At 69.1% G+C, this 23170-nt stretch carries 20 protein-coding genes; 6 read left to right on the forward strand and 14 right to left on the reverse strand.

Annotated elements, in window-relative coordinates:
• Positions 1-15 precede the first annotated feature (15 nt).
• Positions 16-1986, reverse strand: coding sequence for an arylsulfatase (locus H0X90_RS20865; protein WP_006484325.1), 1971 nt, complete (start codon positions 1984-1986; stop codon positions 16-18).
• Positions 1987-2122: 136 nt separating this feature from the next.
• Positions 2123-2842, reverse strand: coding sequence for an SDR family oxidoreductase (locus H0X90_RS20870; RefSeq protein WP_006495706.1), 720 nt, complete (start codon positions 2840-2842; stop codon positions 2123-2125).
• 66 nt (positions 2843-2908) lie between these two features.
• Here H0X90_RS20870 and H0X90_RS35780 point away from each other — a divergent pair, with 66 nt between their 5' ends.
• The gene (locus H0X90_RS35780) at positions 2909-3982 is read left to right on the forward strand and encodes a lysozyme inhibitor LprI family protein (protein ID WP_227739714.1); all 1074 of its coding nucleotides are present in this window, start codon (positions 2909-2911) and stop codon (positions 3980-3982) included.
• Positions 3983-4085: 103 nt separating this feature from the next.
• Here H0X90_RS35780 and H0X90_RS20880 read toward each other — a convergent pair whose 3' ends face one another.
• Entirely contained in the window at positions 4086-5393 is a 1308-nt protein-coding gene (locus tag H0X90_RS20880) for an MFS transporter (protein WP_077191051.1), read from the reverse strand.
• 170 nt (positions 5394-5563) lie between these two features.
• Complete coding sequence (locus H0X90_RS20885; protein WP_077191010.1) at positions 5564-6493, reverse strand: LysR family transcriptional regulator; 930 nt, start codon at positions 6491-6493, stop codon at positions 5564-5566.
• Positions 6494-6629: 136 nt separating this feature from the next.
• On the opposite strand from H0X90_RS20885, the gene H0X90_RS20890 reads away from it, so the two are divergent.
• On the forward strand, positions 6630-7649 hold the full coding sequence (locus H0X90_RS20890) for an NAD(P)-dependent alcohol dehydrogenase (RefSeq protein ID WP_006484330.1): 1020 nt from the start codon (positions 6630-6632) through the stop codon (positions 7647-7649).
• Positions 7650-7714: 65 nt separating this feature from the next.
• On the opposite strand, the gene H0X90_RS20895 is transcribed toward H0X90_RS20890, so the two are convergent.
• From H0X90_RS20895 to H0X90_RS20930, 8 genes are all read right to left on the reverse strand, one after another.
• Positions 7715-10030 carry a TonB-dependent receptor gene (locus H0X90_RS20895; protein WP_077191009.1) on the reverse strand — a complete coding sequence of 772 codons (2316 nt, stop codon included), beginning with the start codon at positions 10028-10030 and terminating at the stop codon, positions 7715-7717.
• A gap of 197 nt (positions 10031-10227) precedes the next feature.
• Positions 10228-11445, reverse strand: coding sequence for an MFS transporter (locus H0X90_RS20900; RefSeq protein WP_077191008.1), 1218 nt, complete (start codon positions 11443-11445; stop codon positions 10228-10230).
• Entirely contained in the window at positions 11442-12506 is a 1065-nt protein-coding gene (locus H0X90_RS20905; RefSeq protein WP_062885284.1) for an ABC transporter substrate-binding protein, read from the reverse strand. The genes H0X90_RS20900 and H0X90_RS20905 overlap by 4 nt, the downstream gene beginning before the upstream one ends.
• Positions 12507-12541: 35 nt before the next feature.
• Positions 12542-12952, reverse strand: a complete 411-nt coding sequence (locus H0X90_RS20910) for a biopolymer transporter ExbD (protein ID WP_006484323.1) — start codon at positions 12950-12952, stop codon at positions 12542-12544.
• On the reverse strand, positions 12952-13668 hold the full coding sequence (locus tag H0X90_RS20915; RefSeq protein ID WP_006484339.1) for a MotA/TolQ/ExbB proton channel family protein: 717 nt from the start codon (positions 13666-13668) through the stop codon (positions 12952-12954). The genes H0X90_RS20910 and H0X90_RS20915 overlap by 1 nt, the downstream gene beginning before the upstream one ends.
• Before the next feature lie 41 nt (positions 13669-13709).
• Positions 13710-14525, reverse strand: a complete 816-nt coding sequence (locus H0X90_RS20920; RefSeq protein ID WP_034202784.1) for an energy transducer TonB — start codon at positions 14523-14525, stop codon at positions 13710-13712.
• Between the two features lie 33 nt (positions 14526-14558).
• Positions 14559-15605 carry an ABC transporter substrate-binding protein gene (locus H0X90_RS20925; RefSeq protein ID WP_034202785.1) on the reverse strand — a complete coding sequence of 349 codons (1047 nt, stop codon included), beginning with the start codon at positions 15603-15605 and terminating at the stop codon, positions 14559-14561.
• Between the two features lie 50 nt (positions 15606-15655).
• Positions 15656-16828, reverse strand: coding sequence for an LLM class flavin-dependent oxidoreductase (locus H0X90_RS20930; RefSeq protein WP_006482993.1), 1173 nt, complete (start codon positions 16826-16828; stop codon positions 15656-15658).
• A gap of 440 nt (positions 16829-17268) precedes the next feature.
• Between H0X90_RS20930 and H0X90_RS20935 the strand changes: the two genes are divergently transcribed.
• Genes H0X90_RS20935 through H0X90_RS20950 form a run of 4 tightly spaced genes read left to right on the forward strand, consistent with a single transcriptional unit; the run spans position 17269 to position 21109 of the window.
• Positions 17269-18345, forward strand: a complete 1077-nt coding sequence (locus H0X90_RS20935; RefSeq protein WP_006482992.1) for an ABC transporter substrate-binding protein — start codon at positions 17269-17271, stop codon at positions 18343-18345.
• 31 nt (positions 18346-18376) lie between these two features.
• Positions 18377-19483, forward strand: a complete 1107-nt coding sequence (locus tag H0X90_RS20940; RefSeq protein ID WP_069353474.1) for a PhnD/SsuA/transferrin family substrate-binding protein — start codon at positions 18377-18379, stop codon at positions 19481-19483.
• Positions 19483-20298 carry an ABC transporter permease gene (locus H0X90_RS20945; protein ID WP_077191007.1) on the forward strand — a complete coding sequence of 272 codons (816 nt, stop codon included), beginning with the start codon at positions 19483-19485 and terminating at the stop codon, positions 20296-20298. Before H0X90_RS20940 ends, H0X90_RS20945 begins: the two co-directional genes overlap by 1 nt.
• Before the next feature lie 22 nt (positions 20299-20320).
• Positions 20321-21109 carry an ABC transporter permease gene (locus H0X90_RS20950; RefSeq protein ID WP_077191006.1) on the forward strand — a complete coding sequence of 263 codons (789 nt, stop codon included), beginning with the start codon at positions 20321-20323 and terminating at the stop codon, positions 21107-21109.
• On the opposite strand, the gene H0X90_RS20955 is transcribed toward H0X90_RS20950, so the two are convergent.
• Positions 21100-22227, reverse strand: a complete 1128-nt coding sequence (locus H0X90_RS20955; RefSeq protein ID WP_012493122.1) for a sigma-54-dependent Fis family transcriptional regulator — start codon at positions 22225-22227, stop codon at positions 21100-21102. The two genes, H0X90_RS20950 and H0X90_RS20955, sit on opposite strands and share 10 nt — an antisense overlap.
• Positions 22228-22347: 120 nt before the next feature.
• Positions 22348-23028, reverse strand: a complete 681-nt coding sequence (locus tag H0X90_RS20960; protein ID WP_006491011.1) for a class II aldolase/adducin family protein — start codon at positions 23026-23028, stop codon at positions 22348-22350.
• Positions 23029-23170 lie beyond the last annotated feature (142 nt).

Raw genomic sequence — 23170 nt, forward strand, 5'->3', positions numbered from 1 at the left:
GTGTCGCTCCCGCGCTCAATAGTAGCCGCGTGGACGCAGCGGCTCGACGCCGCCGACGTTGCTCATGTAGGCCTTCCACTGGTCGACGAGCGTGCCGATCACCGACGGATTCTGCGCGGACACGTCGGTCGTCTCGCCACGATCCGACGCAAGGTCGTACAGCTGCCAGTGGCCGTCGAGCGGGCCGAGCGGCGGCTCGGTCCACAGCGCCTTCCAGCGGCCGTCGGCGCTGCGCAGATACGCGCGGCCGTACGCTTCGTCGCCGAACGGCGTCGTGTGCACTTCGCCCGTCGCCGAACCAGTGAGCACCGGCAGCAGCGACTGGCCCGTGACCGGATACACGTAGCGGTTGTTGTAGACGACCTTGCCCTTGTTCTGGTCGACGCCCGTCAGCGTGTTCACCAGCGGCGGCGCCGGCTGCGACGGCGGCGTGACGCCCGCGACCGCGAGGAACGTCGCCGTGTTGTCGGTCACGTGCGTGAACGCGCGCAGCGTCGGCAGCGGCTGCGACTGGCCCGGCAGGTGCACGATCGTTGGCGTCGACACGCCGCCCTCGCCCGAATAGCCCTTCGTGAGCCGGAACGGCGCCGCGCTCACTTCCGCCCAGCGCAGCCCGTACTGCAGGCGCTGCGCATTCTGCTTGCCGTTGTCGGTGCCCAGCGCCGAATAGGTCGGCTCCTGTGCGTTCGCGGTGTCGGTCGCGGTCGGGTCGGCGCCGGAATCGATCGGCCAGCCTTCCGCGCCGTTGTCCGACTGGAACATGATGAACGTGTTGTCGTATTCGCCGATGTCCTTCAGGTGCTGGATCAGCAGGCCGATGTTGTAGTCGAGGTTCTCGACCATCCCCGCGTAGATCTCCATGTAGCGCGCCTGCGCCTTGCGCTCGGCCGGCGACAAGCTCGACCACAGCTTGTCGACCTTGCCGGGGCCGTAGTCGCCGTAGCCGTCCGCGGCCGAATGCACCGCGTTGATGTACTTCGCGCCGGCCGTGCCGTTGTTCGCGGTCGCGGGCGAGGCGACCGTCGTCTCGGGCAGCCCGTCGAACGGCTTGAAATCGGCCGGAATCAGGCCGAGCGCCTTCTGCCGCGCGATCCGCGCGTTGCGGATCGCATCGTAGCCGGCGTCGTACACGCCCGCATATTTGTGCAGCCACGGATCGGGCACCTGCAGCGGCCAGTGCGGCGACGTGTAGGCCGCGTACGCGAAGAACGGCTTGCCGTCCTGCTTGTTCGCATCGATGTACGAGATCAGCTTCTGCGTATAGAAATCGGTCGAATAGAACACGGCCGGGCTGCCGCCCGCGCCGCCCGGCTGCCCGGGCTGGCCCGGCTGCACGTAGCGGCCGTCTTCCGTGTAGTTCGACGAGCCGGCCGGCTCGTGCGCGAAGTGGTTCGTCGCCGCGCCGCCGAGCAGCACGTAGCTGCGCTCGAAGCCCCACTGGTCGGGCGTCTGCCCGCTGCCCGTCGTACTGCCGACGATGCCCGAGCCGATGTGCCACTTGCCCGCGATGTACGTGTGATAGCCGGCGTCCTTCAGCAGTTGCGCGAACGACAGCGCGCGATCGTTCAGGTAGCCCTCGTAGCCGGGCAGCCCGCGCCGTTCGTCGGTCGGCACGCCCATCGTGCCTTCGCCGACGAGATGGTGATCGGTGCCCGATACCAGCATCGCGCGCGTGATCGCGCAGACGGTGCCCGTGTGGTGGTTCGACAGGATGCGGCCCGATGCGACGAGCGCGTCGAGGTTCGGCGTGTTGATCTCGCCGCCGAACGCATGGATGTCGGAGTAGCCGAGATCGTCGGCCATGATGTACAGGATGTTCGGGCGCTTCGCGGCCTGGGTCGGGGTGGGCGCTGGCGTGGCGCCGGCCTGCGACGGCGGCGCATCGCTGTCGACGCCGCCGCACGATGCGAGCGACACCGCGCCGGCAATCGCGGCGCAGACGACACGGAAACGAAAGGCATGCAACGGCGAAGCCGACTTTTTCATTCTTGTTGACGCTCGATCTACGGGAGCGGCGATCTTAGCGTCGCCCGCGCAGCGCCCAAAGTCGGATTCGTCACATGCTAACGGGGTGGGGGAATATGCGACGCGTATCGTCCGCCACGCGTCGCGCCGCCGTGCGTCAACTGCGCCCGCCGAGGCTGCCGCCGCCGTCCACCGCCAGCACCTGCCCGGTGACGAAACCGGCTTCGTCGGACAGGAAGAACGCGGTTGCGGCCGCGACGTCGTCGGCCGTGCCGAGCCGGCGCGCGGGAATCGTCGCGAGCACCTTGCGCTCGGCTTCGCTGCCGACCGGCCGCGTCTGTCGGAACAGCTCGGTCTCGATCGGGCCGGGCGCCACCGCGTTGACGGTCACGCCGTGCTCGGCGAGTTCGAGCGCCCACGTGCGCGTGCAGCCGACCAGCGCGTTCTTCGCGGCGGAATACGCAGTGCGGTCGAGGCTGCCGAAAATCGCGCGGCTGCAGATGTTGACGATGCGCCCGTGGCCGCGCGCCTTCATCGCATCGGCAAAGTGCTGCGTGACCTGGATCGCGGCCCGCACGTTGAGATCGAACACGGTCTGCAGCGACTGGAAATCGATCTTCCCGAGCGGTTGCGGCAACACGATGCCCGCATTGTTGACGATGCCGTCGACATGGTGGTGTTCGCCGATCCGTGCGAGCGTCGCGGCGGTCTGCTCGATATCGGCGAGATCGCACGCGAGCAATTCGCCGGGGAAGTCGATGCCCTGCGCGTGCCGCGCGAGACCGACGACGCGATGGCCGCGTCGGGCGAGCGTGGTGCTGATCGCGAGGCCGATGCCGCGTGATGCGCCGGTGACGAGATAAGTGCGGGATGACATGCGTGTGCCCTTGGCAAGGAATCCGGAGGAAACGGCGCGACGCGCCCATGTTCACCCGGCGCGCGCGTGCTCGGCCCGATTGTGCCGCAGCAGCAAGAAACGCGCATGGCCGGCGCTGGCTTCGCGTCGATCTGCTCGACACCCTGCCAGAGTTACCGGTCCATTCGGAGAAGGGAATATGCAAAAATTACATGGCCGATCTGGGAGAAAGCCCGGATGTCGACATGCCCGGTTTTTTCAAGCCTTCCAGGCAAACATGACCGCGTTGCATATACCCGTTCCAACGATCCTTTTCTCAACGACCAACGTCTTTCGCAAGCCTTCGCGAGGATGGGCGCTGGAGACGCAGGTGCACATGCAACGGTCGGAGAACGCCACCTCATCGATCTCGACATGAAAACAACGCCTACCCTGAGGATGCTGGTCCGTGCCGTACTCCTGCCATCCTCGTTCTGGATCGCGGGCGCGGCACACGCCGCCGCCTTCAATTGCCATCTGGCCAGGCAGCCGGCAGAGCAAACCATATGCGCCACCCCCGAGTTGTCGAAACTCGACGATCAACTCGCGATTGCCTGGTCGCTCGCACCCGAACGACTGGATATGGGGGGCGGCAACGCCGGCCTCAACGCTTTGAAGGCGTATCAGCGCGGCTGGCGATTGCAACGGGATGCGTGCGGAAAAGACATTGACTGCCTGCGAACGAGCTATCTTCGGCGGCTGCAGCAGCTTGCTCAGCCCCAACCCGATGCCGTAAGCGACATCAACGACTTCCATTGGTCGCAAACCTGGACGCTCATCGAGATAGCGTCCAAGCCGCTCCCACGCAATCGAGGCGGAATCATCATGATTCACGTCAACCCGTATGCCGACGCGGCACGCCTGACCTTCAACGCGTCAACATGGAACGGTCAAAACAGCGGGCGGGAATACGAGGCAAATGCCGTCGTGCGAGCCGACGGAAAGGCATTCCACGTGGGCGCCGGCGGCTGCCAGCTCGATTTCGCCATTCACGGCGCGCAGATGGCGGTCGAGCAGCGCGGTCAATGCGGCAAAGTGCTCGGTCACGGCAGCGACACCGATTTTCAAGGCACGTATATCGATGAGGAGCACGCGCCGAACAAGAGCCTCGAATTCGAATAGGCGTGCGGCCACAACACGGGCGGCGCGCCGTGTGAGCAACCTCTCCCGATTGGGCCCCAGCAACGCGAAACGCGTACGGCCGGTGCCGGCCGACACACGTCGCTCACCCCACCCGCCCCGCCACGACCGGCATTACGCGCCGCGACGCGATCCGCAACGCGAGCACACCACCCGCCAGCAACGCGGCCGCGACGAGCAGCAGCGCGAGATCGTACGAATGCGTGACGTCCTTGATCCGCCCCATCACCGGCGGCAGCGCGAGCCCCGCGATGTTCGCGACCGCGTTGATCAGCGCGATCGACGCGGCCGCCGTGAGGCCCGACACGTACTCGGTCGTCACGGCCCAGAACACCGGCGTCGCGGCCCAGTTGAAGCCGACCGCGAGCACCAGCAGCGCATACGCGACGGGCAGCACCGGCGTATAGATCGCCGCGATCAGCAACGCACCGGCCAGCAGCATCGGCACGCCGAGATGCAGCGCGCGTTCGCCGCCGAGATCCGAATGCCGGCCGTTCAGGTACATCGCGACGCACGCGAACAGGAACGGCAGCGCGGACAGGCTGCCGACCGCGAAGCTCGACTGTCCCGACAGACTCTTCACGAGCAGCGGCAGAAACAGCGTGAGGCCGATCGTGCCGAACGCCTGCAGCAACCAGAACGCGGCGAGCGCCCACACCTTGCCGTCGCCGAACGCACGCCGCAATGCGACGCCGTGCGACAGATGTTCGCGCGGCGCGGCGTCGCGCAGCGTCGCTTCGAGCCACGCGCGTTCGTCGGCCGGCAGCCAGCGCGCGTGCGCGGGCGTGTCCGGCAGGCGGCACAGCACGACGAACCCGAGCAGCAACGCGGGCACGCCTTCGAGCAGGAACAGCCAGCGCCAGCCTTCGACGCCGAGCACGCCGTTCAGGTTCAGCAGCGCGCCGGACAGCGGCAGCCCGATCACCGACGCGAGCGTCGCGCCGATATAGAAGAACGACATCGCCCGCGCCCGGTCGCTCTGCGGATACCACGCGGACAGGTAGTAGATGATGCCCGGCGTGAAGCCGGCTTCGGCCGCGCCGAGCAGCAGCCGCATCGCATAGAGCTGCCCCGGCGTCTGCACCGCGCTCATCGCGGCCGCGACGATGCCCCACGTGATCATGATCCGCGCGATCCAGCGACGCGCGCCGACCCGCGCGAGGAACAGGTTGCTCGGCACCTCGAACAGGATGTAGGTCACGTAGAACAGCCCCGCGCCGAGCCCGTACATTTCGGCGCTGAGGCCGAGGTCGGCGTTCATCTGCAGCGCCGCGACCGAGATGTTCGAGCGGTCGATATACGCGACGAGGTACAGCAGCATCAGGAACGGAATCAGGCGCAGGTTCAGGCGCCGCATCGTCGCGGCGTGCAACTGCGGGGCGGGGGCGGTCATCGGCATGTCTCCTGGATCGTCTCGCGTGAGGCGCGGCGTCATGCAGGCCAGTCTAGGAGCCGCGTGAAATTCGCGTCAATTACCGGGACGTCATCTCGATATGTGAGACGCGAGCGGGCGCGATGCGCAGCCAGCCGGGTTGTCGCGTCGTCGTCGGAATGGCGTCGCCGTCACGTACGCTCGCCGCTCGCGTCGTCGGACGCCAGCATGTGCGGAATCTCGTCGACCAGCGCATCGACGACGACCCGCACCTTCGACGGCACGTGGCGCGCCGCCGGCCGCACCGCGAACACTTCGGCGCCCGACACGCTGTCGCTGTCCATCACGAGCGCGAGGCGGCCGTCGCGCACGTACGGCGCCATCAGCCAGCACGGCAGCCACGCGAGGCCCGCGCCGGCGGCGGCCGCGTCGGCGATCGCCTGCAGGTCGTCGAACCGCAGGCGGCCGGCCGCGCGATGGTCGTGCACCGCGCCATCCGCGCCGATGATCCGCCACGGTGTCGGCTGTCCGCCGCGCGAATACGCGATGCCGACGTGCGACGCGAGTGCCTCGAGCCCCGACGGCCGTCCATGACGCGCGAGATAGTCGGGCGATGCGCAGATGCCCATGCGTTGCACGCCCAGCTTGCGGCCGACCAGCGCGCTCGTATCGGCCAGCTCGCCGATGCGCACGGCCAGGTCGAAACCGTCGTTGACGAGGTCGGCCACGCGATCGCTGAACGACATGTCGATTTCGAGCCGCGGATGGCGCTCGACGAGCCGCCGCACGACGGGCGCCACGCACTGCCGCCCGAACAGCACGGGTACGCTGATGCGCACGCGCCCGGCCGGCTCGCGGCGGCCCGCGTCGAGCGCGGCTTCCGTCTCGCCCAGTTCGGCCAGCAGCCGCCGGCACTGCTCGTAATAGACGAACCCGTCGTCGGTCAGGCCGAGCTGGCGCGTCGTGCGCTGCAGCAGCCGTGCGCCGAGCCGGAGTTCGAGCCGCGCGACGATCTTCGCGACGGCCGAGCGCGTCATGCCGAGGCGCAGCGCCGCCGCCGCGAAGCTGCCCGATTCCACCACGTCGACAAATTCGGCGACGCCTCTGAGCCGTTCGTCCATGCCGTTCCGCTCCGCTCCAATGAAATGCGATGACGGGGTTGTGTCCATGGCGGCAACAATCGTTGGCCAAATTCTCGCCAATGCGTCCACCCGCGCGACACTATGATAGTCCGGACTATCTCGAAAAGGAGTCGACATGCATGCATGGCAAATCAAACCGGGCGACGGCCTGGCCGGGCTCCGGCGCGTCGACGCGGCAGCGCGCCCGGTCGGGCCGACCGACGTCGTCGTGAAGATCCACTCGGCCGCGCTGAACTATCGCGACCTGATGTTCGCGCGCGGCGACTATCTGGGTATCGGCAAGGAAGCGCTGATCCCCGTCGCCGACGGCGCCGGCGAAGTCGTCGAAACCGGCCGCGACGTCACGCGCTTCAAGCCGGGCGACCGCGTGATCAACACCTACTTCCCGCGCTGGATCGACGGGCCGCCGACGCCGCAGAAAGTCGCGGGGTCGCCCGGCGCGCAATTCGACGGCGTGCTCGCCGAACGCTTCGTGTCCGACGAAACCGCGCTGGTCGCGATTCCCGCGCATCTCGACTACGACGAAGCGGCGACGCTGTCGTGCGCGGGCATCACCGCATGGAACGCGCTGTTCGTCGACGGCGGACTGGAGCCGGGCGCGACCGTCGTGCTGCTCGGCACCGGCGGTGTGTCGATCGTCGCACTGCAGCTTGCGCAGGCCGCCGGGTTGCGCACGATCGTCACGTCGTCGAGCGACGCGAAGCTCGAACGCGCGCGTGCACTCGGTGCGGACGCAACGATCAACTATCGCGCGACGCCGGAATGGCAGCACGAGGTGCTGCGGCTCACCGACGGCGCCGGCGCGGATCTGGTCGTCGAGGTCGGCGGCCGCGATACGCTGCCGCGCTCGGTCGCCGCGACGAAAATCGGCGGCATCGTGTCGGTGATCGGCGGCCTCAGCAGCTTCGGCGGGCCGGAACTCGGGCTGCTGTCGCTGATCGGCGGCTTCCGGCGGTTGCACGGTTTCATGGTCGGCAGCCGCGCGATGCTCGACGACGTCGTGCGGCTCGTCGACGCGAAACGGATCAAGCCGGTGGTCGATCGGGTGTTCGGCTTCGACGAAGCGCCGCAGGCGTATGCGCACCTGCAATCGGGGCAGCACTTCGGCAAGGTGGTAATTCGCGTCGCCTCGTGACGCGCGCAAGGACCGCCCGCCGCGGGCCGGCGCTCCACGCGCCGGCGCCGCGGCAGGCATCGCCGTCAGATCTTCGCGGTCAGCGTGATCCCGACCGTGCGCGGATCGCCATACAGCACCGGATACGCGCCATACGACGGCAACAACTCGAGTTTCTTGTAGACCTTGTTCGTCAGGTTCGTCACGTAGCCGGTCACGATGTACTTCTGGTTCGGCGTCGTGTACGACACATGCGCGTTCAGCACCGTATAGCCGCCCTGCCAGAGCTGCGGCATCGTCTGCCGCGTCGCGCTGAAGTACTCGCGGCTGCGGTAGTTCACGTCGCCGCCCGCCGTCAGCGTGCCGAACGACACCGGCACGCGATAGTCGACGCCCGCGTTCAGCGTCGTATGCGGCGAACGCGCGAACGAGTTGCCGACGGCCGTCGGCACGTTGCGGAATTCCGTGTAGCGCGTGTTCAGCATCCCGAGGTTCGCGAACAGGTACAGGCTGTTGACCGGCTGCGCCTTCAGCTCCAGCTCGAAACCGTCCGTGCGCCCCTGCCCGGCATTCGACAGCGTCGACACCGGCGGGCCGCCGAACGGGTTCGGCGCCAGCGCGAACACCTGGATGTCGCGATAGTCGTAGTGGAACACGCTCGCGTTGACGATCAGCCGCTTGTCGAACCATTCGCTCTTGATACCGACTTCGTAATCGCTCAGGTACTCCGGCGACACGGTCGACACCGTGCTCTGCGTATACGCGTTGCCGTTGTAGCCGCCCGAGCGGAAGCCGCGCGCATAGCGGAAATACGCGCGCACATTGCTGCTGAGCGCATATTCGGGCGTGAGGTCCCAGGTCGGCGCGCGCCAGGTGTTGGTCTGGTGCTGTTGCGCGCTGACCGCGAGCGGCGACGATACCGACGCCGGCGACCACCAGCTGTTCGGATCGCTGAACGTCACGTTGCCCGTATCCTGCAGCCCGGTCAGGTTGATGGTCTTGCGCTCGATCGTGTAACGCAGCCCGCCCGTCACGTTGAAGCGGTCGGTGAACCGGTATTTGACGCTGCCGAAGATCGCCGCACTCTGCGTGTGCTGCGTAAGGTCGGTCAGATGGTAGTACGCGGGCGACGGCGAGCCCGGCAGCCCGCCGCCGGCGCCCTGCTCGGCCAGTTGCTCGGTGAACAGGTGCGTGCCGACGATCCAGCTCAGCCGGTCGTTCTGCGGCGATTCGAGCCGGAATTCCTGCGAAAATTGCCGGCTCGACAGGCGGTCGTGCGAGCGCGCCGCATCGACCGGCGAATAGTCCTCGTCATCCTGGTACCAGCGGTGCAGCCCCTCGAACGCGGTGATCGACGTCAGCGATACGGCCGGGTTGATGCGCCAGTGCGCGGTCAGCGACGTACCCCACGTCGAGATGTGATCGCTCGACGGCGCGTTGAGCGACACCGTATACGGATCGCTCGACCCGACGAAGCCGAACTGGTTCGTGCCGCCGCGTCCCGCGCCTTCCGCGTGCCATGCGTTGCCGCCGCCCGTATAGTTGCGGCCGTGGATGTTGAACAGGAAATCGGTATCCGACGTCGGCACGGCGAGCACCTGGAAGCGCACCGCGTTGTCGTGGAAGCCGCCGAAGCGCCCTTGCTGCACCGTGTTCGTGTAGAAGCTGTCGGCATTCTCGTGATACACCGACACGCGCGCGGCCAGCACGTCGTTCTTGCCGATCGGCCCGCCGATCGCCGCTTCCGCGAGCCGGCTGTTGTACTGGCCGAGCCCGATTTTTCCGTAGCCGCTCACGTCGAACGTCGGTTTCTGCGACGTGATGCTGAGCGCGCCGCCGACCGTATTCTTGCCCCACAGCGTGCCTTGCGGCCCGCGCAGCACTTCGATGTGGTCGAGGTCGAACAGCGGAAAGCCCTGCCCGAACACGCTGTTGATATAGACGTCGTCGAAGTACACGCCGATCGGGCTCAGCGACAGGTCCGACGGATCGTTGCTGCCCACGCCGCGTAGGAACCAGCGCGGCCGCTCACGGCCTTCGGTCGATTGCCCGGTGAAGTTCGGCACGTACTTCGTCACGTCGTTGATCACGCGCAGTTCGTTGTTCCTGATCGCATCGCCGCTCAGCGCGGTGACCGCGACCGGTACGTCCTGGATGCTTTCCTTGCGCCGGCGCGCCGTCACGGTCACCGTGCCGAGGTTCGTTTCGCGTGCGGCCGCGCCGCGGTTCGCACGCACCGCCTTCGGCGCGGCCGCGGCGGCATCGTCCGATGCCTGTTGCGCCGGCTGCGCGTCCGGCGCGCCCGCCGTCGCCGCGCCGTCCTCTGCCCACGCGGGCAACGACACGGCGCCGCCCGTCAACAGTCCCCCCAGCGCGGTGACGATTAGTTTTTTCCTGAACATCGATGAGTCATCCTGTTTGATCGGTTGAACGCACGTGCGTGCGCGACGCACGGGTTCTCTCATGCAATTCGGATGCCAGCGTCGACATGCCCGTCGCACGGGGCTTGCGGCGGGCATGCCGCGCCGGTGTTGCTGCATGCGCATCTGTGAACGACGTCAAACTGCTGGTCACGCAACACCGGCCGACGCCGAAATCGTCAGGACAGCTTCGCAGGCGCCGGCTGCGTCGCGTCGCGACGTCCATGCGCGAACCGCAGTGCAAGCGCGCCCAGCACGACGACAGGCAGCCAGCACAGAAACACCGCCCGCAGCCCGACGAGTGGCGCGAGCGCGCCGCCGATCAGCGGACCGCAGAACGCGCCGGTCATCGACGCGAGGTTGTAGAGGCTCGACACCTGGCTCTTGTCGGCCGGATGACGGCCGAGATGCTGCATGTTCACGAGATGCAGCAGCGACGACCCGGCGCACAGCGCGGCGAGACCCGCGCCGACGGTCCATGCGTCGCGCCCGAGGCCGAGCGCGAGCAGCCCGGCCACGCCGCCCGCGACGCTCAGTGCATGGCAACGACGTTCCGTCATTCGCTGCGCGACGTGCCCGAGCCCGAACAGCGCGAGCACCGCGACGACGCCCTGCAACGTCAGCAGCGCGACGGCATGCGTCTGCGCGAGGCCGAGCGACTGGATCGCGAGCACGACCGTATAGGTGCCGACGAGTGCGCGCGTCGCACTGTTCACCGCTTCCGCGACGAGTTGCTCGCGGATGTCGCGGCGCCATGCGAGCGCGAGCAACGTACGCAGGCTGCCGGTTCCGGTTCGATCACCACGCGGCGGCGGCGGTGCATCGCCGAGCAACGCGCGGCTGAACAACGCCATGCCGGCGAAACTCGCCGATGCCGCGCAGAACGTCGCGACCGCACCGTGCGTGCCGATCAGCCAGCTCGCCAGCCACGGCCCCGCCATCCCCGTTCCGACCGACATCGCCGCGCGATACCAGCCCGCGCGGGCCAGGCCGATCTGCGCGAGACGCGCGAGAAACACCCCGTTGATCGACACGATCCGGAACGGAATGCACAGCCCGATCAGCCCCTGCGTGAGTGCGATCAGCGGCCATGCGCCGGTGAACGGCACGACGAGATTGAGCAGCATCGGCCCCATGCTCGCGGCGAAGTACACGCGCCGTGCACCGTAGCGCGCGACCAGCAGCCCGGCCGGCAATGTCATCAGCGCGATGCCGAGCGGCTCCATCGCGACGATGATGCCGAGCCGTGCGTCGTCGACGCCGAGCGCCAGCGCATACAGCGTCGTCGCGAGCTGCGCCATGCTGATCGTCGTGCCGCTCGCGAGCGCGAGCAGCATGAAGCCGCCGGTGAAGCGCTCGCGCCGCCATGCGTCGGCGACGCGTGCCGGCGTGCTCACCGCGACAGCGTCGCGATGCCGTCGAGCGCGCGCCGGTCGATCCACGCGCGCACGTCGAAGTCGACGGGCAGGAACCGCCAGTCGACCAGGAAGCGCTTGAAATCGTCGAGCGCGGCGATCGACGCTTCGTCGAGATCCGTGCGCAGCCGCCGGTGGACGTTCGCGCCGTATGCGAGCCGCAGCCAGTCGTGGCCCGAGCCCGTCTCGCGACCGAGATAGCCGAGCACTTCGTGCTCGTGCTCGCGGGCCCACCCTTCGACGTCGGTCACGCGTGCGAGAAAGCGGCTGACGATATCGGGGTGGCGCTCCAGCGTCGACGCATTGACGGTCAGCGGGCGCGGCGAGCCGTTGTTGATGCGGATCTGCGGATCGGGATGAAAGCCGATGTCGATCACCGGCTGCGCGCCGATCAGGTGCGCGGTTTCGAGCCCGAGCGAACCTTTCACGTAGATCGCATCGACGTCGCCGCGCACCAGCGCGGCGGCCTCGGCCGCATAGAGCCGCCGGCTCGACAGGCTCGCGGGGTGGCTGAATGCCGCGTCGCGGGTCGCGGGCGTCGACACCGGCGCGCGCAGGTTCGAGGCCGGTACGTCGACCCAGTCGACGTCGCCGGGGCCGAGCCCGTCGAGCGACAACGCGCTGACGAAACCGCGCAGCGCCGCCGCGCGGAAGATGTCGATCCGCTCGCCGTCGCGGCGCGGCAGGCCGATGCGGCGCCCGCGCAGATCCTTCGGTCGCGCGAGGCCGGCTTCCGGCAACGCGACGATCGCCTGCGCCTCGTCGACCCAGGTCAGCGCGATCACGCGCGTGTCGGCGCCGGACGCGCGTGCCCACAGCGCCGGAATGCTGCCGCCCTGGCGGAACGCGTTGTCGAGCGAATGGTCGACGTGCGCGTGATGCAGTGCCGCGTGCTGGCTTTCCTGCAGCGCGCGCACGGTGATGCCGTCGCCGGCGAATTCGTGATCCAGCCAGCCGAGATGGGCGGCGATGCCGAGCGGTGTCGGCACCGGACAGCGCGTGTACCAGATCGACTGGACGTTGTGTGAAGCCGTGGTGCTCATGAATGCGTTCGCAGAAAGGAGTCGTGAAGGGCGCGTCAGCCGCGCGGCGCGGTGAGCACCGACAGTCGCGTGATGCCCGCGTGCTCGATCGCCGCCATCAGCTTCGCGACGGTGCCGTACGGCACGTGCTCGTCGGCCTGCAGGTCGAGCGCGACGTCGGGCCGGCCGGCCTTCAGCGCGGCCAGCTCGGCCGGCACCGTGTCGAGCGCGACCGCGCGCTTGTCGAGATACACGACGCCCTTGCCGTCGACGCTCACGGTGACGTTCGGCTTGCGGTCGGCCGGCGCGGTGGCGACGGTGTTCGGCAGATTCACGTGCACCGCGTTGTTCAGCAGCGGCGCGGTGACGATGAACGCGACCAGCAGCACGAGCATCACGTCGACGAGCGGCGTGATGTTGATTTCGCTGAGCACGTCATCGTTGTCGGAGGAGGACGAGAAGGCCATTATGCGAACGCCTCCTGGCGGGTGTCGTCGGAACGGCGCGCCGGGGCGGCCGCGGGCGCGGCGGCCGGCACGCGGAAGCCGGCCTTCTGCGCGAGCGTGACGAAGTCGGTCGCGAACGCGTCGAGATCGGCCGACGCAGCCTTCACGCGGCGCACGAAGAAGTTGTACGCGAGTACGGCCGGCACCGCGACCGCGATGCCGATCCCGGTCGCGACGAGCGCTTCGCCGATGGGACCGGCCACGACGTCGATGCTCGCCGACGCACTGTGCGTGATCGCGGTCAGCGCATGGATGATGCCGAACACCGTACCGAACAGCCCGACGAACGGCGCGGTGCTGCCGATCGACGCGAGCACCGCGAGCCCCGCTTCCTCGCGCCGGCGCGCGTTGTGGATCTGCTGGCGCAGATGGCGTTCGAGCAGGTCGTGACGGCTCCAGCTGTGTTCGAGATCGTGCGCGCTGCTCTCGTCGGCGCGCCGCAGCGCGTCGAAGCCCGTCGCGGCGAGCTGACCCACCGGGCTGTTCGCGCCGTCGAGCGCGGCCGCGTCGTGGAAGCTGTTCGCGGCCCAGAATGCGCTGACGTAGCGCCGGTTGCGCGCGCTCGAACGCAGGCTCTGGATCGCCTTCACGACGATCAGCGTCCACGTGACGACGGAGAAGACGACGAGCAGCCAGAGCGCGCCCTGGACGATGAAGGTGGTCGGAATACCGTTCATGATGTGAGTTCCTTGAAAAATGTGGCGGGCGGCCCGGCGGGTCAGCCCAGCTTGAAATCGATCGGCACGTTGACCCAGCCGTCGACCGCTTCGTCGCCGCGCTTCGCGGGCACGAAGGTCCAGCGCTTCACGGCGGCCACCGCCGCGCTGTCGAGCATGCGGCGGCCGCTGCTCGTGCGGACCTCGACCGAATCCGGCGTGCCGTTCGCGAGCACGTGCACGCGCAGCACGACGCGCCCTTCCCAGCCCTGGTCCTGCGCGAACGCCGGATAGTCTGGCGCCGGGTTGCGCAGGTACGCCGCGTCGCCGATCGGCGCGGTTTCGCGCACCGGCGCGGCGGGTGCGGGCGCAGGTGCCTGAACCGGGGCGGCGGGCGCGGCGACGGCCGGGGTTGCCGGCGTTGCCGGCGCGGGTGCGGCTTCGCGCGTCGCCTGCGGCGTGGCAGCCGGCGCCGGATGCGCGACGGCCGCGCGCGGCTTCGGCGGGGTCGGCGCCTGCTTCGGCGGTTTCGGCGGCACGACCGGCGGCGGCGGATGCGCGGCCTGCGGCAGCGGTTCGGGCGGCCGCGTCAATTCGACCGTCATCGGCAACGGCCGGGGCGGCTGCGCGGGCGGTGCGGCAGGCACGCGCGCGGCCAGCAGCGCAACGCCCGCATGCAGTGCCGCGACAGCCAGCGCGATCGCGGCCGCGCCGCGCCATCCGTTCGCCTGCGCCGCTCGTGTGCCCGCCTGCGCGGACGGTACGACCGACGGCGGTCGCGCCCGGGTCGCCGCCGTCACGCTCACCGTGCGCGGCGCGGCCCGCGCCGCATGCCGGCGTGCGGGCGGCACGCCGTATTCGATCGTCAGCCCTGTCATGTTCGACTCCTTGCAATGACGCGCCGCGGCGCGCTACGCGACCCACGCATGGCGGTGCCGGTCGATCTGCGTGAACGGCGCCGGATCGATCCACGCGCGCGCGTCGAAATCCTGTTCGAGAAAGCCCCACTCGACGAGAAAATCCTTGAACGCGACCAGCCCGTCGATCGACGTCGGCGCGAGCCCGGTCTCGAGATGGCGGTGCACGTCCGCGCCATACGCGTAGCGCACCCACTCGTCGGATGCGCGCGTTTCGCGGCCGATATAGGCGACCGTCTCCGCCGGATGGCGCGCGGCCCAGTCGCCCGCGCCGACCACGACCGACAGGAAGCGGCTCACGAGATCGGGGCGCGCGTCGATCAGCGCGCGATCGACGGTCAGCGTGCGGGGCGTGCCGTTGCCGATCCGCACCAGCGGATCGGGATGCGCGCCGAGATCGATGACGACCTGCGCGTCGATCAGATGCACGGTTTCCAGCCCGGCCACGCCCTTCACGAACACCGCGTCGACGTCACCGCGCACGAGCGCCGCGATTTCGAGTCCGTATTCGTGCGGCCCGCGCGTGAACGATGCAGGCCCGGTGCGGCGCTCGTGCGTATCGGGCAGATCGACCCATTCGGCGTCGCCGTGGCCGAGCCCTTCCAGTTCGAGCGCGCTCAGGAAACCCTTCAGCGCGGCCGCGCGCCAGAAGTCGATGCTGATCGGATGGCGCGGCAAGCCGAGCCGCCGCCCGCGCAGGTCGCGCGCGGTGCGAATGCCGCGCTCGGGCAGCGTGACGATCGCCTGGAATTCGTTGGTCCACGACAGGCCGATCACGCGTGTATCGGCGCCGCGTGCCCGCGCCCACAGCGCGGGAATGTTGCCGCCCTGCCGGAACGAGTGCGGCAGGCTGTGATCGAAGTGCGATTCGCGCTTGTCGGCGTCGGCCGTCTCCTGCAGCGAATGCAGCGCGATGCCGTCCGGCCCGAACTCCTCGTCGAACCAGCCGCGATGCACGGCGATGCCGAGCGCGGTCGGCACCGGGCAGCGCGTGTACCAGAGTGCGTCGCAAGCCGTGGCCTGCGCAGCGAGTGTCGTCATGGTGAGTATCCTTGTCGTTGTCGTGGATGCGTCGCGGCGGGTCGCCGCGCTCAGGCGCCGGCCACGCGCAGCGCTGCCTGCGTGCCGCGCGCGTTCAGCGCGCCGTCGACGAGCGGCAACACTTCCTCGCCCACGCGGTACGCCTCTTCGAGATGCGGGTTGCTCGCGAGGATGAACGTCGATACGCCGATCTCGACGTATTCCGCGAGCCGTTCGGCCACCTGCTCGTGGCTGCCGACGATCACGCAGCCGGGGCCGCCGCGAATCTGCGACATCCCGGCCCACAGGTTCGGGCCGACGATCAGGTCGTCGAAGTGTTGCGTGTTGCCCTGGTGCAAGGCGAACTGGCGTTTCGCGCCGACCGACTCCGACGCTTCGCCGCGCCCGCCGAATCCGTTGCGCGTCGTGTCGCCCACCGTCGCGAACATCTGCCGCAGCTCAGCCCACGCCTGCTCCTCGGTCTCGCGCGCCAGGATGTCGATGCGCATGCCGAAGCGCAGGTCGCGCTCGGCGTTCTGCCGGTCGAGCGCGCGACGGGCCGCATCGATCACTTCCTTCTGTTTCGCTAGCGGCTCGCCCCAGCTCAGGTGCACGTCGCCGTGCTTCGCGGCGACCGCGAGCGCCGCGTCGCTCGCGCCGGCCAGATAGATCCGCGGCGGCTTCTGGCCGCTCAGCGGCGGCAGCAGCCCGCCCGCCTCGACGCGATAGAAGCGGCCGTCGAACGTGAACGGCGCGCCGGCCGCGACGCCCTTCACGACGTCGAGGAATTCGTCGGTACGCGCATAGCGGCTGTCGTGATCGATGAAGTCGCCGTACGCGCGCTGGTCAGGGCCGCCGCCACCCGTGACGACGTTCCACTCGACGCGGCCGCGGCTGATTCGCTGCAGGCTCGCGGCCATTTGCGCCGCATAGACCGGATGCACGAAATGCGGTTGCAGCGCGATCAGCAGGCGCAGCCGGCGCGTCTCGCGCGCCAGCGCGGCCGCCACGACCCACGGCTCCTCGGTGAAGCGGAAGATCGGAATCAGCGCGCCGTGGAAACCGGCGATATCGGCCGCACGTGCGACCTGCGACAGATAGTCGATGTAGCCGAACGCGTCGTCGTCGACTTTCGGTGCGACGCGCGACGCGCGCTGGCGATTCCATTCGCCGCGCGTATGCAGATCGTGTGCGCGCCGGCCGTCGCCGTGCATCGGCAGGCGCCACAGAAATTCAACAGCCATCGGGATTCTCCTTGTCGGCCCGTTCGGATTGCGTGCGGCACCGGCGTGCCGCGCGTATGCAGCGCTGTAAAGCACGCGGTGTGCCAACGGGCTCGCCGCGCCGCGCGCGGGGCCGCCGATGAACGCGCGCCGCGCCTTGCGGGCCGGGCGTAGGCGGCGATCGAATCACGTGCGCCGATTGCCGCCGAACCCGTCGCGACACGCACACGCGCCGCTGCTGCATCCGCCGCACCGGTGCTGCGCGCGCAACAGCGCCCGACGCGACTGTTGCTCACGCAACAGCCCGCTCGCCGGCCGCCGTGCCGCGCATCGCCCGCCAGGCCCGCGCCGCCGGCCATACGGCCGCTTCCGTTCACTGGCCCGGAACTTGCAACGTGGAACGGCCCGCGCGGGCGACACCGCGCCTCGACCACGCTTACCCAGACAGGGGAATCTCACACATGACAGACAGGCCCGATTCGTCATCGGACAAGCAGCAGACGTTCTGGTACGCCCGATCGCCGGTGCCGACGCCGCTCGGCATCGCCGTGCATCTCGGCTGGCTCAACGGCGAGACGTCGGCCGACGGCGTCGCGATCCGTTCGCCGCGCGGCGCCACGCGGCACGACGTGTCGTCGATCAGCGATCACACGCTCGCGCAATCGTTTCGCCAGGGCGGCAGCATCCCCGCGATGTGGGCGCGCTCGAACGACGCGCATACGCGCGTGATCGGGCTGTCGTGGGTCGACGAGTCGCAGTTGATTCTCGCGCGCCCCGAGTCGGGTATCCGCTCCGTGAAGGCGTTGCGCGGGCGCCGGATCGCGATTCCGAACCGCCCCGACGATCGCATCGACATCTTTCGCGCATCGGCGCTGCGCGGCTTCGTCAACGCGCTGAGCCTCGACGGGCTGACGCTCGGCGACGTCGAACGCGTCGACGTGCGCGCCCGCACGCTGCAAGCCGTCGGGCCGGCGCGGGCGGCGAACCTGTTCGCATCGCCGCACGGCTTTTCGAGCCGCGCGCTGTATGCGGCCGAAGCCGGCGCGCTGCTGCGCGGCGAAGTCGACGCGATCTACGTGAAGGGTTCGACGGGCCTCGAAATCGCGCAACTGATCGGCGCGCACGTCGTGATCGACATCGGCTTTCATCCGGAGCGCTCGATCCGCAACAACAACGGCACGCCGCGACCGCTGACCGTCAACGCGGACGTGCTCGCGAACCATCCCGACATCGTCGCCGGCTTCCTGAAACTCGTGGTCGCCGCCGGCGAATGGGCCGGCACGCATCCCGACGAAACCGCGCACTACGTGGCCGGCGAAACCGCGTCGTCGATCGACTGGGTGCGCGCCGCGTACGGCAACCAGTTGCACCGGCACCTCGGCGTCAACCTCGACGACGAATCGGTCGCCGCGCTCGACGAGTTCAAGACCTTCCTGCTCGACCACGGCTTTCTGGAAGCCGACTTCGACGTCGCCGACTGGATCGATCCGCGCCCGCTCGCCGACGTGCTGCAGCCCTCGCTGCAAAAACGTGCGTGAGCCCCTTTACCGTTCACTGTTCGGGACCATCATGAAACACACGCTCTGCCTTGCCTCGCTGCGCCGCCCGCTGCGCGCGCTGCTCGCCGCGCTGCCGTTGGCCGCCGCGTCGCTCACCGCCCCGGCCGCGCACGCGGAAGACGCACCCAAGGTCGTTCGAATCGCCGTCGTCGCGTATTCGAGCGGCGGCAAGACGCAATACGCGGGCGCCTCCGCATTGATCGACGCCGACAAGTCGCTCGAAAAAGCGCTCGCCGCGCGGCATGTGACGCTGCAATGGGTGCCGGTGTCGACCGCCGCGGTCGGCACGCTCGTCAACGAGGCATTCACGAACGGCAGCATCGATTTCGCCGGCTACGGCGACCTGCCGTCGGTGGTCGTCAACGCGTCGGGCACGCGCACGCGCCTGATCGTGCCGGGCGGCGTCGGCAGCAATACGTATCTGGTCGTGCCGGCCGGCTCGACCGCGAAGTCGATCGTCGACCTCAAGGGCAAGCGCATCGCGCTCAATCGCGGCCGGCCGTGGGAAGTGTCGTTCAGCAAGCTGCTCGCCGAGAACGGGCTGAAGCTGTCCGACTTCAGGATCTACAACCTCGATCCGCAGGCCGGCGCGGCTGCGGTCGCGGCCGGCCGCGTCGACGGCTTCTTCACGCTGTCCGACGCGTATTCGCTCGTCGACAAGAACGTGGGCAAGATCATCTGGTCGACCAAGCGCGCGCCCGACGACTGGAAGATGCGGGCGGAACTGTGGGCGTCCGACGATTTCGTGCGGCGCTACCCGGACATCACGCAGCTCGTCGCGACGGCCTACGTGCGCGCCGCGCACTGGATCTCGCAACCGCAGAACCGCGACGCGTACGTGAAGATCCTGAGCGCGTCCGGCCAGCCGGAAAGCGTCGTGCGCCGCGAGTACGCGGACGAAGCGACGCCGTGGAAGGAGCAATGGACGCCGCTCTTCACGCCGGCGCTGACCGGCCATTACCGCGATGTCGTCGCGTACAGCCGCCAGGCCGGGCTGACGTCCGCGCCGGTCGACGTGAACGCGCTGCTCGCGCCGACCTTCGTGTCGACCGCGCTCAAGCAGCTCGGCCTCGACGGCTACTGGCGCGCCGACGCGCCGCGCGTCGCGAGCCGCTGATGGCGATCCGCGCCCTCGCGCCGAACGGCTTGCGCGCGATTCGCGTGCCGAGCGTCGCGCGGCTCGGCGAACATGCGCTGTGGTGGATCACGCCCGTCGCATTCGCCGCGCTGTGGTGGCTCGCGAGCGCGCAGCGCTGGTTCCCGCCGCAGCTCGTCGTGCCGCCCGGCCGCCTCGCGGCGACGCTGCGCACGCTGCTCGACACCGGCGAACTGCGGGACAACCTGTCGATCACGCTGCATCGTCTTGCGCTCGGTTTCGCGATCGGCGCGACCGGCGGCGCCACGTTCGGCGTCCTGCTCGCGCGCAGCCGGCTGTTCTCCGACTACCTGCGGCCGACCTTCGACCTGCTGCGGCAACTCCCGACGCTCACGCTGATTCCGCTGCTGATCCTGCTGATCGGCGTCGACGAGCCGTTGAAGCTCGTCGTGGTCGGCAAGGCCGTGTTCTTCCCGGTCGCGCTGGCCGCATACACGGGCGTGCACGATGCGCCGCGCGATCTCGTCGAGATGGCGCGCCACTACGGGCTCGGCCGCTTCGCGCTGCTGCGCGACGTGCTGCTGCCGGCCGCGCTGCCGCCGCTGCTGACCGGCGTACGGATCGCGCTCGCGCGTGCGTGGCTCGCGCTCGTCGCGGTCGAGCTGCTCAGTGCGGACAGCGGCATCGGCCAGATGATGGAACTCGCCCGGCAGATGCTGCGGCTCGACGTGGTGCTCGTCGACGTTGCGGTCATCGGGCTGATCGGCTTCGCGCTCGACCGTTCGATCGCACTCGTGCAGCGCTACGCGTTGCGCTGGCAAACGCCCGCGCGCTGACCCCGACCGGAATCGCTTCGGAATGACCTTCGTGACTCGTACTTTCCCGTTCGCCCCGCTGCGCCGCCGCGCGCGCGGCCTCGTCGTGCCGGCGCTGCTGCTGGCCGCGTGGCAAGCCGCGTCGTCCGGCGACGCGGCCCATCAATATGCGTTCGTGCCGCTGCAGCAGGTCGGCGCCGCGTTGCTCGAACTCGCGCGCAGCGGCGAACTCGCGACCGATCTCGGCGCGAGCCTGCGCCGCACGACGCTCGGGCTCGGGTTCGGCGTCGTATCCGGGCTCGTATTCGGCGCGGCGATGGCGCGCTCGCCGCTCGCGCGCAAGCTCGGCGAGCCGGCGTTCCAGGCGCTGCGCTACGTGCCGCTGCTCGGGCTGATTCCGCTGCTGAGCCTGTGGGCCGGCACCGGCGAATTCGCGAAGGTGTTCATCATCGCGCTCGCCGCGTTCTATCCGATGACCACCGCCAGCTTCGACGGGCTGCGCCGCGTCGATCCGCGCTATGTGGAGCTCGCGCAGTCGTATCGCCTGACCCGCATCGGCCTGTGGCGCGACGTGCTGATCCCCGGCGCGTTGCCCGACCTGTTCGCGGGCGTGCTGCAGGCCGTGCCGTTCGCGTGGATCACCGCGACCAGCAGCGAGTTGCTGTTCAACACGGGCGCCGGCGTCGGTAGTCTGATGCAGAACGCGCAGGCCGGCGCGCGCGCCGACGTGCTGCTGGTGTGCGTGCTGGGCGTGACGGCGCTGGCCGTCGGCATGAGCGCGTCATGCGAGCGGATCGCGCGGCGCGCGCTGCGCTGGCGCGATCACGCCTGACGGCGCAGCCGCGCGTCGGCGGCGTCGCCGTCGCCTGCGTCGCGCGGCTTCAGGATGCCGAGCTGCGCGAGCCGGGCACGCACGATGTTGCGCGACTGGTCGAGCAGGCGCGACATCCGCAACTGGTTGTGCTCGCTGTAATCGAACACGCTGCGGTACACGGTGTCCTCGATGTGCTGCCACAACGCCGGCGTGCCGAGATCCAGCAACTCGATCACCGCACGGCGCAGCGCGTCGGTCGCCTCGGCCACGTCGCGCGCGCGGCGCGGCGGCGCGGCGGCCGGGCCCGGTGCGTCTGCCGGGTCGGGGGCGAGCGACAGCGCGGAGAACTGCAGGTCGCCGACGTCGATCGCGCCGCCTGCACAGATCAGCACCGCGTGATGAATCACGTTCTCCAGTTCGCGGATGTTGCCGGGCCACGCGTGCGCATGCAGCCTGCTGCGCGCGGCGTCGGTCAGCGTCGGCGCGGCGACGCGCAGCCGCTTCGCATAGGTATCGATGAAGTGTTCGATCAGCGGCGCGATGTCGCCGGGCCGCTCGCGCAGCGGCAGCAGGCTCAGCTTCACGACGTTGAGCCGGTAGTACAGATCCTCGCGGAAATTGCCCGCGCGCACCGCGGCTTCGAGATTCACGTTGGTCGCCGCGACGAGCCGCACGTCGATCTTCACGGTCTTGCGCGACCCGACCGGCGTCACCTCGCGCTCCTGCAGCACGCGCAGCAGCTTGACCTGCGCGGACAGCGGCAGGTCGCCCACTTCGTCGAGAAACAGCGTGCCGCGATTCGCGGATTCGAACCAGCCGGGCTGGCTGTTGATTGCGCCGGTGAACGCGCCGCGCTCGTGGCCGAACAGTTCGCTTTCGATCAGCGTTTCCGAAAACGCGCCGCAATTCACCGCGACGAACGGCCCGTCGTGACGCTCGCTCAGCGAATGCACGAGGCGCGCGATCAGCTCCTTGCCGGTGCCGCTCTCGCCGGTGACGAGCACCGTCGCGTCGCTCGGCGCGACCAGCTGGATGCGTTCGAGCAGCACCCGCGATTTGGGATCGTCGAACGTCAGTGCCTTCGCACGGATCGTGATCGCGTGCGAAGTCGGGTCCGGCAAGCTGAAGATGGCCATGGCACGACCGGCGTGTTGAACGGGGAAGGTTCGACGATAGCAAGGCGCACGCCGGCCACGAACCAATTCATCGAGCTATCGGTATGACGGCGGCCGGATTGCGCCGGCCGCCGCGCGGCGTCATGCGAGGCCGGTCATCTTCCATTGCTGTTCGAGCGCGCCCGGCCCGAATTCGAGCGAGCCGCCGAGCGGTTCCGCGAGCGCCTGGAAATACGCGGCTTCCTCGAGGATCAGGATGTACTTCGACACGTCGAGGATCGACTTGCCCCAGAACGTCGCGCCGCCGTTCGCCTCGATGATCGCCGGCACGTCGGGATCGCGCCGGATCGTGTCGACGATGAAGCGCGGCTCGCCGGGGCGGCGATCGACATAGACGGGAATTTCACGCGCCCGCGTGTAGCGCGCGGCGGGCGCATAACGGATCGGCAGCGGACGATGCGCGCTCGCCCACGCGCCGAGATACGGGCCGTGTACGTGAATCACCACGTCGACTTCCGGCGCCTCGCGAAATACGCCTGCGTAGCGCGGGCCGTTGCCGCCGGCGCGTGCGTCACCGTGCAGCACGTCGCCGTCGAGCGTCACGACGACCGGCTGGATCTCCTGCGACGCGGCCCACGGGCTGGGCGCGGATAGCGCGACGACGAGCTCCGTGCCCGGCACGCGCTGGAATGCCTGGAACGTGTTGGTGGCGCTGAGCGTGCGCGTTTCCTTCAGCACGCGCGCGGCTTGCGCGAATTCGCGCGTGGCGCGCTCGACGAAGGCCACGAGTTCGCCGCTGTCGATGGCTTGGGTGACGGACATGAGGGCGTTTCCTTGATCGGTTGAACGGTTGAACGGAAGGGCTCGCGTCGCCACGCCGCGACGCACGGTCGACGGATCAGCAGCAATCGTGCCAGCGCTGCGATTTGCGTATCGAGGGCCGGCTGGCGTGGCGCAGGCACGC

Origin of the sequence: Burkholderia sp. 9775_39, from assembly GCF_015712225.1 — a bacterium.
Classification (GTDB): Bacteria; Pseudomonadota; Gammaproteobacteria; order Burkholderiales; family Burkholderiaceae; genus Burkholderia; species Burkholderia cenocepacia.